A 13,171-nucleotide genomic window follows, 5' to 3' on the forward strand; every position below is an offset into this window, starting at 1 on the left:
CCGAGTAACTCTATTGGTTTTATTGAATATAAGAAAAGGGGCTTGAACAATGGGACGCGAGTTTGTGGGAATTTTTGATGAATGGGTTCATACCTATGATGATTCAGTAAGTGGAAAAGATGAGGAATACAAAGATGTATTCATGAAATATAACGAAATCTTGCAGGCAGTGGCTGATGCAGCGATTGGTTCGGTTATAGAATTCGGTGTCGGCACAGGCAACTTAACGGTAAAACTTCTTCACCGTGGCCTGGAAGTGGTCGGAATCGAACCGAATCAGGCGATGCGTGAAGTGGTTGCGGAAAAGCTGAAAGACCTGATTGTCATAGACGGTGATTTTTTGGAGTTTGAGACAGAAATCAGACCACAAAGCTTTGTCAGCTCATACGCGTTCCATCATTTGACGGACGCGGAAAAAGCCCAGGCTTTTCAGCTATACGCCGAGCAATTGCCGGCGGGCGGCAAAGTGGTTTTTGCGGACACGCTCTTTGCTTCAGAAGCAGCCAAAAAGGAAATAATTGCATTTGAACAAGCGAGAGGTCATGCTAATCTAGTAGAGGACTTGAACCGTGAATATTACACAACGGTTCCTGTAATGGAAAAACTGATGACAGATGCAGGGTTTACGGTGGAATTGTCGAAGATGAACAATTACGTATATCTGATTGACGCAACTAAAAAATAAGGAATAGGGAGCGATTGCAATGAAAAAAATGAATGTTGAAAGCTTTAACTTAGATCATACAAAAGTAGTGGCGCCATATGTGCGTTTGGCAGGAGAAAAAACCGGCGCAAAAGGCGATACGATCCGCAAATACGATATCCGCTTTAAACAGCCGAACAAAGAGCATATGGATATGCCTGCACTTCATTCCCTTGAGCACATGATGGCTGAACACAGCCGCAACCATTCGGATAGCATTGTGGACATCGGGCCAATGGGCTGCCAGACAGGTTACTACCTATCGGTTATCAACCATGACGATTTCGAAGATATTCTGCGCATTTTGGAAAACACCTTGAAAGATGTCATTGAAGCGGACGAAGTGCCGGCATGCAACGAAGTGCAATGCGGATGGGCTGCAAGCCATAGCTTAGAAGGCGCTAAAGAACTGGCGCGTGAAATGCTGGCGAAAAAAGACCAATGGAGCCAAGTCTTCGCGGATGAAGCGATCTAAGGAGAATTACGATGAACTATGTAACTGAAATTCAGCAATTGATCGGCAATACGCCGTTGCTGGAACTGACACACAGCAAAATTCCGAACGGCTGCCGCATCTTTGCCAAACTGGAATATTTCAATCCCGGCGGCAGCGTCAAAGACCGATTGGGTGTTTCATTGATTGAAGATGCAGAAAAGCGCGGAGTGTTGAAACCGGGTGGCACGATGATCGAGCCGACGGCCGGCAATACCGGCATCGGCCTGGCTATCGCAGCCATCGGCAAGGGCTACCGCGTGAAGTTTGTGGTGCCTGAGAAATTCAGCCAGGAAAAACAAGGGTTGATGCGTGCCTTAGGCGCAGAAGTCATCAACACGCCGACTGAAAAAGGCATCAAAGGCGCCATCGAAAAAGCCAAGGAATTGGTGGAAGCAGAAGGGGCATTTTCCCCTTCCCAATTTTCCAATCCGGCAAATCCCGAAACCTATGTACGAACGCTTGGACCCGAAGTCTGGGAAGCGCTTAATGGAGAAATCGATGTCTTTATTGCGGGAGCAGGGTCCGGTGGCACATTCATGGGGACTGCGCGTTACTTGAAATCAAAAAAACAAGCCATTAAAACAGTAATAGTGGAACCTGAAGGCTCGATTTTGAATGGCGGACCATCCGGACCACATTTGACTGAAGGCATCGGCATGGAATTTTTGCCGGATTACATGGATGACCGTTATTTCGAAGCGATCTACACAATCACGGATAAAGAAGCATTCATGGCAGTCCGGGAATTGGCGAAAAACGAGGGTTTATTAGTCGGAAGTTCCTCCGGCGCCGCTTATGTGGCAGCGTTGCGGGAAGCGGAAGCTGCCAAACCGGGAAGCCATATTGTCACCGTGTTTGCGGACTCGAGTGAACGCTATATGAGCCAGGATATTTATGGCCGAACTTTTAAGGAGGATCAGGAATGAAACCGAAAACAAGATTAATCCATGGGGGCATTGTCGGCGATGAAGCGACAGGCGCCGTATCTACACCAATTTATCAGGTCAGCACCTACAAGCAGGAAGCTGTCGGTAAATTCAAAGGCTACGAATATTCACGTACAGGAAACCCGACACGCCACGCGCTCGAAGAGTTGATTGCAGATGTTGAGTTCGGCCACGCCGGCTTTGCATTCGGTTCAGGAATGGCTGCCATTTCGTCTGTCATGATGCTGTTTTCTGCGGGAGACCACGTCGTTCTGACAGATGATGTCTACGGCGGAACTTACCGCGTCATCAATAAAGTGCTGAACCGTTTTGGTTTGGAGTTCACATTTGTTGATACGGGGAATTTGGAAGAAGTGGAAGCGGCGGTCAAAGAAAATACGAAAGCGATTTTTATTGAAACACCAACCAATCCACTATTGAAAGTGACGGATATTGAAGCTGTCTCAGCCTTTGCGAAATCGAAGGGCTTGTTGACGATTGTCGATAACACCTTCATGACGCCTTATTTGCAGAATCCGATTTCGCTGGGCGCTGATATTGTTGTGCATAGCGCGACGAAATACATCGGCGGCCACAGTGATGTTGTAGCAGGACTGGTAGTCGTCAATTCAGCAGAACTTGCGGAACAAGTACATTTTGTGCAAAACTCCATCGGCGCTATTTTAGGGCCTCAGGATTCATGGCTGCTGATTCGCGGGTTGAAAACATTGGGCTTGCGCATGGAAGAAGCCAATTCGAATGCACAGAAAATTGCTGAATTCCTGGAAGCGCATGAAGCGGTCGGCAAAGTCATTTATCCAGGGCTTGAAAGCCATCCGGGACGTGAATTAATGCAGAAGCAGGCGAACGGATTTGGCGGTATGATTTCATTTGATGTAGGCAGTAGAGAGAAAGCTGGAGAATTATTGGCCAAACTGAAATACTTTACCTTAGCTGAAAGCTTAGGAGCTGTTGAAAGCTTGATTTCTGTACCGGCCCAAATGACCCATGCTTCCATTCCTATCGAACGCCGTGCAGAACTGGGCATTGTCGAAGGGCTTGTGCGCATTTCAGTCGGGATAGAAGATGTGGAAGATTTGATTGAAGATCTGGAAAATGCTTTAAAATAAGTGACTAACCGCCTACTTCAGGCGGTTTTTTTATGTTCTTTTAAAGTTATTGAAACCATATGGACTAGTTGATTGTTAGAAAAAACAACCATATTACCTGAAATTTCGTAACTCGAAATACATCTTATAGCCTATTCTTCTGACTATTCTGTCATGGTAAGATTTTCAAAGAAATAATATTCTGACAGTTCGGAAGGGGATTCAACATGAAAAACAGCAAATGGGTATCGATCTTATCGGCTAGTGCGTTAACCCTATCTTTATTCGCGCCAGCAGCTGCAGCGGCACCGACCGAAGCAGTGCCATCAATGAACGACTGGAACAGTGAACGATACGGGGACCGGATCGATATCGACCAAAGCCTGAATGAGTTGACGCAAGATGAAAATTTCAAAAAAGAAGCAGATAAAAAGATAAAGGCGCAGGCTGATGAAGTGGCAGGCGGAGAGTCTGATTCAAAAGCAGACAGCGCATTTACAGAAGACCATGGAACGAAATTATTCCTGGACCGCAACTTAAGCTTTAAAGAATTTACTTTGCGCAGCATTGGCGACAATGTGGAAATCTGGGTAGCCAATGATTTGGCTTATGGACCGAAAAACCCAAAACCAGCCGATGTGGTAACACAAGCGCAGGTGGATAAATTACGTGCTGAATTCGACAGCAATATCTATCCGGTAGCGACGGATTTCTTTGGAACACCGGACCAATTGGACGGATCAAAGGCTACTGTTCCAGGTATAGTAGGACTACCTGATGACTATTACGAAGGATCTGACAAAGTCATCATGCTGGTCGACAATGTCCAGGATGAAGGCTGGAACGACCCGAGCTATCCATTCTTTGTTGCCGGTTTCTTCTGGCAGACGCTTGAAAACTACACAGACCGCAACATCATCACCATCGATACGAATTCATGGGAAACGCGTTTGGAGAGCACATTCTTCGGCACAACCATCCATGAGTTGCAGCATTTGATCCAAGCCGACAACGACGGCGCTGAGGAAACCTGGTTGAACGAAGGCATGTCGACATTCTCTGAATTCCTGGGCGGTTATGGCCATGGAGAAGGATCGATCAACTTCTATTTGGATCACCCGGAAAACTCATTGGTCAACTGGGATGAGCATGGAACAGCAGCAACTGGCCCGGAAACAATTGCAGATTATGGCCAGGTCTACCTGTTCACTCTATACATGTACGACAAATTCGGACAGGAATTTATTCGTGAATTGGCAACAGACGGCGACAGCCAAGGGATGGCAAGCGTCGACAAAGTGCTGAAAGATTATGGCACTGGTAAAACATTCACGGAAGTTTACCAGAACTTCATGACGGCATTGACGTTGGATAATTCAAACGTCAGCAGCGACTACAATATCGACAGCATTGATCTTCGCAATCTGCCAGTTGGCACTGCAAGTGAGGTAAGAGGCAAAACTGTAGACTTTGAAAAAGCGAAAACATTTGAAAAAGAAGGCGTTCCGGCATGGGGCGGCGACTTTAAAGAGTTCAATTTCGGCAAAGATGTCCGCGGCCTGGAATTTGACGGCGTCGACTTCCTGCCATTGCAATGGCAAACTGTAGCAGATCCAAAAGGGTCTGGTGCACAAGTATTGCATGCAAATAACGGAGACGAAGCAGATCAGGAATTGATCTTTGGAGCAACAGTGCCTGCTGCCAACGCGGCTTTGACGTTCGAGCATTACTACGATATTGAAGAGCAATGGGATTTCGGCATGGTTCAAGTATCGACTGACAATGGTGATACATGGACTTCGCTTGAAAACGCCAATACGCGCAGTGACGTAGTGGCAGAAGGCTACCCGACCATCAAGGAAAACGTACCTGGCTTCACGGGAACAAATGGCGACTGGGCAACAGAAACATTTGACTTGTCGGCTTACGCAGGAAAAGATGTCCTGGTTTCATTCCGTAACTTGACTGACTGGGGTTCCAACAACCCAGGCTGGTTCATCAAGAACATTAAATTAGGTGATTTCTCGGCTGACGGCACGTCAACGGATGTTTTCAAGTCATTGGGGCAGTTGAAAGGTGACTACGTCAACTTTACAACAACATTCATCCAAACCAAGAAAAATGGCAAAGAACGCGTCTTCCACGTAGATCCGTATAACGTGACGGAGAAACAAGCCTTGGATCTTCAACAAGTTCTCCGTGAAGGCAATGTGAAAATGATCACTTCTTATGCTGCTGAAGAAGGGCAAAAAGAAGCGAAAGAATTCACTTATGAAGTCGTCTACAAAAAGGACAACCCGAACAAAGGCAAAGGCAAGAACAACGGAAAAGGCAATAAATAAGGCAAAAGCGGACCTCGGTCCGCTTTTTCTTTTGGAGAAAATGACCCTTATGGTAAGATGGAAACTGAGATTGTTTGTGAAAGGAAGAGGACATTGTCGAAAAAATTAGATGCATTTTTAGATGAGAACTTAACAGAATTAAAAGAGCAGGGCCTCTATAATGAAATCGATCCGGTTGAAGGACCGAACGGCGCGATCATCAAAGTGCGCGGCAAGGAACTGATCAACCTTTCTTCAAATAACTACTTGGGGCTTGCGACCAACGAAGACTTGAAGCAAGTGGCGAAAGACGCCATCGACAAATACGGTGTCGGCGCAGGGGCAGTCCGTACAATCAACGGAACGTTGGATCTGCATGTGAAGTTGGAAGAAAAGTTAGCTGAATTCAAAGGTACAGAAGCGGCTATTTCTTATCAATCCGGCTTTAATTGCAACATGGCGGCCATTTCAGCTGTCATGGACAAGAACGATGCGATTCTTTCTGACCAGTTGAACCATGCATCCATCATCGATGGCTGCCGCTTGTCGAAAGCGAAAATCATCGCATTTAAGCACTCGGATATGGAAGACCTTCGCCTGAAAGCGAAAGAAGCGACTGAATCCGGCCTTTACAATAAAGTCATGGTCATCACAGATGGTGTCTTTTCGATGGATGGCGATATTGCCAAGCTTCCGGAAATTGTAGAAATCGCCAAAGAATTCGACTTGATCACATACGTGGATGATGCGCACGGTTCAGGCGTTACCGGCAAAGGGAAAGGCACCGTGAAGCATTTCGGCCTTGAAAAAGAAATCGATATGCAAATGGGTACTTTATCCAAAGCAGTCGGCGTTGTCGGCGGTTATGTGGCCGGCAAGAAAAATCTGATTGACTGGTTGAAAGTTCGTTCGCGTCCATTCTTGTTCTCGACAGCGGTGACTCCAGGCGACGTTGCAGCTATCACAGCGGCAGTCCAAATGATCATCGACTCAACGGAATTGCACGATAAATTGTGGGACAATGGCGATTACTTGAAAAAAGGCCTGGATAAACTAGGCTTCGATATCGGCCATTCAGAAACACCGATCACTCCTTGCATCATCGGCGACGAAAAGTTGACGCAGGAATTCTCGAAGCGTTTGTTCGAAGAAGGCGTCTACGCGAAATCAATCGTCTTCCCAACGGTTCCAAAAGGCACTGGACGCGTCCGCAACATGCCGACAGCTGCCCATACGAAAGAAATGTTGGATGAAGCCATTGCCACTTACGAAAAAGTCGGCAAAGAATTAGGCGTCATCAACTAAAACACGAAAACACGCCCGGCTTTATGCTGCCGGGCGTGTTTTTATTTCCAGATATAGGATATACAGTCCTGGTTGGGTGAAATACAGTCCAAATTGGCGAAGCACTGTCGAAATCAGCTTACTTACTGTCCAAAACAGGCACAATACTGTCCAACGCCAATTTCTGCTCCTCAAAATAAATCGCAGCGAACATTTCCGCTGTTACCAGCATAGCGGTTTCATTAAAATCGAAGTTTTCATGGTGATGCGGGTAAACAGCCTGTTCATCATCCATTTTCGCGCCGACAAAGAAATAGGCGCCGGGCTTGGCCTGTGTAAAATAAGTGAAATCTTCGACCGGCATGACCGGATCGATTTCCACCACATTTTCAACTCCCACTACCCCGCGTCCGGCAATGCGGACACGATCGGTTTCTTCCGCATGGTTCCAAAGAGAATCGTAGCCATTTTCGATGATCACTTCTGCGGTGGCGCCCATGGCGATGGCGACGTTCTCCACAACGGTCCGAAGGCGCTGGCTGGCGAGCGCGCGGAGTTCGGGATCGAATACGCGAATTGTGCCTTCCAGCACTGCTTTGCTCGAAATGACGTTATCGGCATCGCCGGCATGGAATTTGCCGATTGAGACGACCAGTTCTTTCAATGGATCGGCATTGCGGCTGACGATGGACTGCAAAGCAACCATGATATGGCTCGCTGCCAAAATCGGATCGACGCCGTTGTGCGGTTCTGCCCCGTGTGTTCCGGAACCGTGGACGATAATTTTGACGGTATCTTCAGAAGCCTGAAGGAATCCGTCGCGCACATAAATCCTGCCGCTGTCCATCTTGCTTTGCAGGTGAGCACCGTAGACCGCATCGACGCCTTCCAGGCAGCCATCTTCAATCATGGCGCGTGCACCGCCTGGCGATAGTTCCTCGCCGAATTGATGGATCAAGACAATTGTGCCCGGCAGTTCTTCCTGAATGGCCACCATCGCTTTGGCGAAGCCCAGCAAAGCGGCAGTATGGCCATCATGGCCGCAGGCGTGCATCACACCCGGAACCGTGGACTTATAAGAAACGTCTTTTTGGTCATCGATCGGCAAAGCATCGAAATCTGCACGGAATGCAATCGTTTTGCCAGGCTTTCCGCCGTGGATCGTCCCGACAACACCGCGTCCGCCAACGTCCCGGCGAACTTCTACACCCAATTTTTCCAAACGATCCGCAATAAAAGCGGGCGTGGCGATTTCTTGATGCGACAATTCGGGGTGCATATGCAAATATCTTCGGGTCTCCACCATTTCGCCGTAGAGCGACCGGATCTGTTCAGTTAACGTCATTTGTCAAAACTCCTTTGTGATGAAAATAAAATACCATTCATTCGCGAATTTCACTATAGTAGTAAGTATACAATAAGTTAAATTTAATGGAGGCTGTCAAATGAAAATCACAAAAGCGTCATTGCATGCGGTCAGATTTCCACTCAACGAACCATTCATCATTTCCTATGCGACGTACCCGGATATGCCGGCATTGATTCTAGTACTGGAAACCGACAATGGATTGGTTGGATACGGAGAAGCCGTTCCGGATGAACATGTAACTGGAGAATATTTCACGGCTGCTTTTGAGGTGTTGAAAGAACTGTTCCTGCCGGCCATTATTGGCATGAACCCGTTCGACATCGAATCGATTCATTCAAAAATGAACGCATTGATGGCACGGAACCCTGCAGCCAAAGCTGCTGTGGATATTGCCTGCTACGACTTGATGGGCAAGGCGGCCGGCCAACCAGTATACAACCTGATCGGCGGACAGGCGACGGAACATCTTGATTACCCGAAAGTGCTCAGCATTGAAGCGCCTGAAATCATGGCGGAAAAAGCCAAGAAAGCTGTTGAAATGGGCTATGCTTCCCTTAAACTGAAAGTAGGGAAAGGGCAGGCGCAGGAAGATGTGGACCGGATTTTGGCAGTTCGTGAAGCGGTCGGCAAGGACATGCCGATCCGCGTGGATGTCAATCAAGGGTGGAAGTCCTCAGGGATAGCGGTTGCAGCCATTAAACAGCTCGAAGGAGCGAACATTGCCTGGATCGAACAGCCGATCCGTATGGGCGACATTCGCGGATTGGCCGAAGTCCGTTCGAAGACCGCTGTACCGATCATGGCAGACGAAAGCCTTCAGTCAATGGAAGACCTCTTGGAAATCATCCGCTTGCAGGCGGCAGACGTCGTCAATATCAAGCTGATGAAATGTGCGGGCATTTTCCATGCGGCCCAAATGGCGAAAACCGCTGAAGCAGCGGGCATGAAGTGCCAAATCGGCTCCATGGTGGAATCTTCCGTCGGATCTGCCGCTGGCTATCATGTAGCCATGTCGCGCATCAATATTGAAAGCACGGAACTGACGGGACCGCTGCTGTTCAGCGAGGAAATCGGTGATTTGACTTATAAACATCCATACGTTTTCTTATCCGGCAAACCCGGATTAGGCGTAGAAGTGGATCCAGTACAATTGGAAAAACTGACGGTCAAGAAATGGACTATAGAAAAATAAACATAAAAAACTCGCGGGCCCATTGGGTCCGCGAGTTTTTAGATGACATCCGTTTTCTGGATCAAACTCAGGAAACGTTTTGTGCGTTCTTCTGTCGGATGGTTGAAAATGTCTTCGGGCTTGCCGCGTTCGATGATGCGTCCTTCGTCCATGAACAGCACTTCGTCCGCGACGCCTTTGGCAAAACGCATTTCGTGAGTCACTACGACCATCGTCATGCCTTCAGCGGCCAAATCTTTCATGACCTGCAGCACTTCGCCGACCAATTCGGGGTCGAGCGCGGAGGTCGGTTCATCAAAAAGCATCACTTTTGGCTCAAGTGCCAGTGCCCGGGCGATGCCGACACGCTGTTGTTGCCCCCCGCTCAGCTGGAACGGGTAGTCATTGATCTTTTCGCCGAGCCCGACTTTCGTCAGCAGCTGCTCGGCTTTTTTTCGGGCCAGCTTTTTATCCTGCTTCTGGACAGTAACGGGTCCTTCCATGACATTTTCAAGAGCGGTCATGTGAGGGAATAGGTTGTAGTGCTGGAAGACCATGGCCGACTGCTTGCGAAAAGCCATAATCTGCTTTTTCGACAAAGGTTTGGAGAAGTCGGCGGTCTGTTCGTCGATCGTTACAGAACCGGAAGTGGGTGTTTCTAATGTATTGAGGCAACGGAGAAATGTCGTTTTACCTGAACCGGATGGGCCGATAACTACAATTGCCTGGCCTTTTTGGACATCTGCATCAATGCCTTTCAATACTTCGAGGTCACCGAACTTTTTATGCAAATTTTTGATTGAAATCATATCGGACTCCTTACTGCAATCAGTGAACTGCTTGTATTATCGGGAAACGTAGCGGTCAAAGCGATGTTCAAGCCGTCCTTGGACCAGCGACAAGGCAAAGCAGATGACCCAGTAAAGCAATGCCGCCTGCCCGTACAGCAGCAGGAACTCGTAGTTGGTTGCGGCGATTTGCTGGGCGACCCTGAACATCTCGGTAACCAAAATCAGCGATGCCAGTGACGTATCTTTGATCAAGCTGATAAACGTATTGGACAAGGGCGGCAATGAAACACGTGACGCCTGAGGCAAAATAACGCGGCGCAATGATTGTGTATAGGACATGCCGATCGTGTCGGCTGCCTCCCATTGGCCTTTTGGAATCGACAGGATCGCTGCCCGGATCACTTCGGAAGCATAAGCTCCGACGTTCAGGGAGAAGCCGATCACTGCCGCAGGAAACGGATCGATGGTGATGCCGAGTGTGGGCAATCCGTAAAACAGGATGAATAATTGAACCAATAAAGGCGTACCGCGTATGATCGATACGTAAACACGGGCAATGATCTGGAAAATTTTAACCGTCGAAATCCGCGCCAAAGCAGTCAAAATCGCCAAAATCAATCCAAAAATAAAGGAAATGATCGATAAAGGCAACGTGAATTGCAGCGTGGCTTCGATTAATGGAAGAAATGAGGATTGCGCAATATCCACAAGCCGTTCCATTCTGACCGGATCTGAGAAAATACTATTCAAGTACATTTTCACCAAACCATTTTTCGGAAATTTCATCGTACGTGCCGTCTTCGATCATATCAGCCAACGCTTTATTCGCTTCATCCACAATTGCGCCACTGTCTTTTCTGAACAATAATGCACTTTGTGCAGCATCTCCGGATTCATCGACAACTTTCACTTTTGCATCCGGGCGCTGTTTCAGGAAATCCAAAACGGTCAAGTTATCATTGACGGTCGCATCAACGCGGCCGGAATTCAGTAATTCAATCGCTTGGTTAAACCCTTCGACGCCTTCAAGTTCCGCGCCGTAAGAAGTGGCTGTTTCAGCATAGTTGCTTGTCAATGATTGTGCAGACAATTTGCCATCCAAGTCTTCAAAGCTTTGGATCTCCGTATTGTCTTCAGCAACTACCAAAACCGCAGTGGAAGTGATGTATGGATCTGAAAACTCATAGCTTTCCTGGCGCTCAGGGTTGATTCCGACCTGGTTGGCGACCATATCAAAGCGTCCGGCGTCCAATCCTGCAAACATGGCATCCCATTGGGTTTCAAGAAATTCAGCTTCGACACCCAGGCGCTCGGCGACTTCGCGTGCAATTTCAACATCAAAACCAGTCAATTCTCCGGAAGCGTCATGGAAAGTGAAAGGAGGGTAGGTTCCTTCCGTACCGATGACCAATGTTCCTTCTTCCTTGACCTTAGCCAGGACATCTTCTCCGGATCCTCCGTTGTCCGCCGCATCATCCGTCGTCGGGTCTTCTTCAGGGGATCCACCGCCACAGGCAGCTAAAACCAACATTGCTAAGACTAATAAAAACGCCAAACTGAATTTCTTCATGTAAATCTCCTCGTTTCGTTTGTATTTTGTTTCCGAGACTCCTTGCTGGCTTTCATTCTCTTTGATTTAATCCAAATAAATGAAATATCAATAAAGCCATTATAACCAACTGGATTAGTTGGTTTAAGGATTAAAAAAAGGAAAATCCGTTTTGAAATCCAACAGAAATCCTAGAGCTGATTTATTATAGCACGCCTTCGCAACAGTCTCAAATGAAGTGAACAGCAGAAGATAGCAGTTTTTCAGCTTTTCTTTTAAATAAAGAAAAGACATTTTCACCAAAGCTTTCCGATAAAGTATTTGTGTTTTTAAAGAGAACAACTTATAATAGCTAGATAATAAAGGTTTAATTAGCAAGGTTTATAAGATAATTTTTGTTTTTTTACACAGGACAAATGTTTTTCGGAAAAGGAGTGTTGAAAATGGAACGAATTATGATTACAGGTGCTTTAGGACAGATAGGGTCGGAGCTTGTCGGGAAAATGCGCAGCATCTACGGCAATGACAATGTACTGGCGACGGATATCCGCCAGTCTTCCGACCAGTCAGGACCTTTTGAAATTTTGGATGTTACCGATGCACAGAGAATGCACGATTTGGCAAAAGACTTTGGAGCGGATACAATGGTCCACATGGCGGCTTTGCTGTCAGCGACTGCTGAGGAAAAACCTCTTCTTGCCTGGAACTTGAATATGGGCGGACTTGTCAATGCGCTTGAAGCTTCTCGTGAACTCGGCATGCAATTTTTCACACCCAGTTCCATTGGCGCTTTCGGTCCGTCAACGCCTAAGAAAAACACACCGCAAGACACGTTGCAGCGTCCGACAACTATGTACGGCGTTAACAAGGTGGCTGGTGAATTGCTTTGTGACTATTACTTTACAAAATTCGGAGTGGACACGCGCGGCGTCCGTTTCCCAGGACTGATTTCCAACGTAGCTCAGCCGGGCGGCGGAACGACCGATTACGCAGTCGATATCTATTACAAGGCGATCGAACAAGGCAGCTATACGTCTTACATTGCAGAAGGCACCTACATGGATATGATGTATATGCCGGACGCGCTGCAGGCCATTGTTGATTTGATGGAAGCAGACCCAGCCAAATTGATCCACCGAAATGCGTTCAATGTAACAGCGATGAGTTTTGAGCCGGAACAAATTGCCGCTTCCATCCGCAAGCACATTCCTGATTTCAAGATGTCTTATGCGGTCGATCCGATCAGACAGGAAATTGCAGACAGCTGGCCGGATAACATCGATGCTTCTGCTGCCCAGACCGAATGGGGCTTTAAAGCTTCTTACGATTTGGATGCCATGACATATGACATGCTGGAAAAATTAAAAAAAAAGCTCCAGCCCGCTTGAGTGAATTTCATTAAATGAACAATAAGAAACGCCATCCGCAGTCTAATCTGCGGATGGCGTTTTT

At 47.4% G+C, this 13,171-nt stretch carries 12 protein-coding genes; 8 read left to right on the forward strand and 4 right to left on the reverse strand.

What is annotated here, in order from left to right; translation table 11 throughout:
• Positions 1 to 49: 49 nt before the first annotated feature.
• The 6 genes from QMA01_RS10865 to QMA01_RS10890 all read left to right on the forward strand — a co-directional run bounded on the left by QMA01_RS10865 (position 50) and on the right by QMA01_RS10890 (position 6,860).
• A complete protein-coding gene (locus QMA01_RS10865) occupies positions 50 to 685 on the forward strand; it encodes a class I SAM-dependent methyltransferase (RefSeq protein ID WP_290214964.1) in 636 nt (211 codons plus the stop codon).
• A 19-nt stretch (positions 686 to 704) separates the two neighbouring features.
• Positions 705 to 1,178 carry an S-ribosylhomocysteine lyase gene (locus QMA01_RS10870; RefSeq protein WP_191713489.1) on the forward strand — a complete coding sequence of 158 codons (474 nt, stop codon included), beginning with the start codon at positions 705 to 707 and terminating at the stop codon, positions 1,176 to 1,178.
• An 11-nt stretch (positions 1,179 to 1,189) separates the two neighbouring features.
• Positions 1,190 to 2,125 (forward strand): PLP-dependent cysteine synthase family protein, encoded by a 936-nt coding sequence (locus QMA01_RS10875; protein WP_290183975.1) that lies wholly within the window; start codon positions 1,190 to 1,192, stop codon positions 2,123 to 2,125.
• Positions 2,122 to 3,255, forward strand: a complete 1,134-nt coding sequence (locus tag QMA01_RS10880) for a bifunctional cystathionine gamma-lyase/homocysteine desulfhydrase (protein WP_290214965.1) — start codon at positions 2,122 to 2,124, stop codon at positions 3,253 to 3,255. Before QMA01_RS10875 ends, QMA01_RS10880 begins: the two co-directional genes overlap by 4 nt.
• Positions 3,256 to 3,461: 206 nt before the next feature.
• Positions 3,462 to 5,576 (forward strand): M6 family metallopeptidase, encoded by a 2,115-nt coding sequence (locus QMA01_RS10885; protein ID WP_290214966.1) that lies wholly within the window; start codon positions 3,462 to 3,464, stop codon positions 5,574 to 5,576.
• A gap of 93 nt (positions 5,577 to 5,669) precedes the next feature.
• Complete coding sequence (locus tag QMA01_RS10890; RefSeq protein WP_191713493.1) at positions 5,670 to 6,860, forward strand: glycine C-acetyltransferase; 1,191 nt, start codon at positions 5,670 to 5,672, stop codon at positions 6,858 to 6,860.
• Positions 6,861 to 6,978: 118 nt separating this feature from the next.
• On the opposite strand, the gene QMA01_RS10895 is transcribed toward QMA01_RS10890, so the two are convergent.
• On the reverse strand, positions 6,979 to 8,184 hold the full coding sequence (locus tag QMA01_RS10895; protein ID WP_290214967.1) for a M20 metallopeptidase family protein: 1,206 nt from the start codon (positions 8,182 to 8,184) through the stop codon (positions 6,979 to 6,981).
• A 100-nt stretch (positions 8,185 to 8,284) separates the two neighbouring features.
• Here QMA01_RS10895 and QMA01_RS10900 point away from each other — a divergent pair, with 100 nt between their 5' ends.
• A complete protein-coding gene (locus tag QMA01_RS10900; protein WP_290214968.1) occupies positions 8,285 to 9,400 on the forward strand; it encodes a mandelate racemase/muconate lactonizing enzyme family protein in 1,116 nt (371 codons plus the stop codon).
• Positions 9,401 to 9,438: 38 nt separating this feature from the next.
• Here the strand turns inward: QMA01_RS10900 and QMA01_RS10905 are convergent, their stop codons facing one another.
• From QMA01_RS10905 to QMA01_RS10915, 3 genes are read right to left on the reverse strand one after another with little or no spacing between them, the layout of a single operon-like run.
• Positions 9,439 to 10,188: an amino acid ABC transporter ATP-binding protein gene (locus QMA01_RS10905; protein ID WP_203339025.1), complete on the reverse strand. Its 750-nt coding sequence runs from the start codon at positions 10,186 to 10,188 to the stop codon at positions 9,439 to 9,441.
• Between the two features lie 36 nt (positions 10,189 to 10,224).
• Positions 10,225 to 10,926 carry an amino acid ABC transporter permease gene (locus QMA01_RS10910; RefSeq protein WP_191714458.1) on the reverse strand — a complete coding sequence of 234 codons (702 nt, stop codon included), beginning with the start codon at positions 10,924 to 10,926 and terminating at the stop codon, positions 10,225 to 10,227.
• Positions 10,913 to 11,740 carry an amino acid ABC transporter substrate-binding protein gene (locus QMA01_RS10915; protein WP_203339026.1) on the reverse strand — a complete coding sequence of 276 codons (828 nt, stop codon included), beginning with the start codon at positions 11,738 to 11,740 and terminating at the stop codon, positions 10,913 to 10,915. Before QMA01_RS10915 ends, QMA01_RS10910 begins: the two co-directional genes overlap by 14 nt.
• A 422-nt stretch (positions 11,741 to 12,162) precedes the next feature.
• Here QMA01_RS10915 and QMA01_RS10920 point away from each other — a divergent pair, with 422 nt between their 5' ends.
• The gene (locus QMA01_RS10920; protein WP_203339027.1) at positions 12,163 to 13,107 is read left to right on the forward strand and encodes an L-threonine 3-dehydrogenase; all 945 of its coding nucleotides are present in this window, start codon (positions 12,163 to 12,165) and stop codon (positions 13,105 to 13,107) included.
• The last annotated feature ends 64 nt before the right edge of the window (positions 13,108 to 13,171 follow it).

This window comes from Planococcus notacanthi (assembly GCF_030407825.1).
Lineage (GTDB): Bacteria > Bacillota > Bacilli > Bacillales_A > Planococcaceae > Planococcus > Planococcus notacanthi.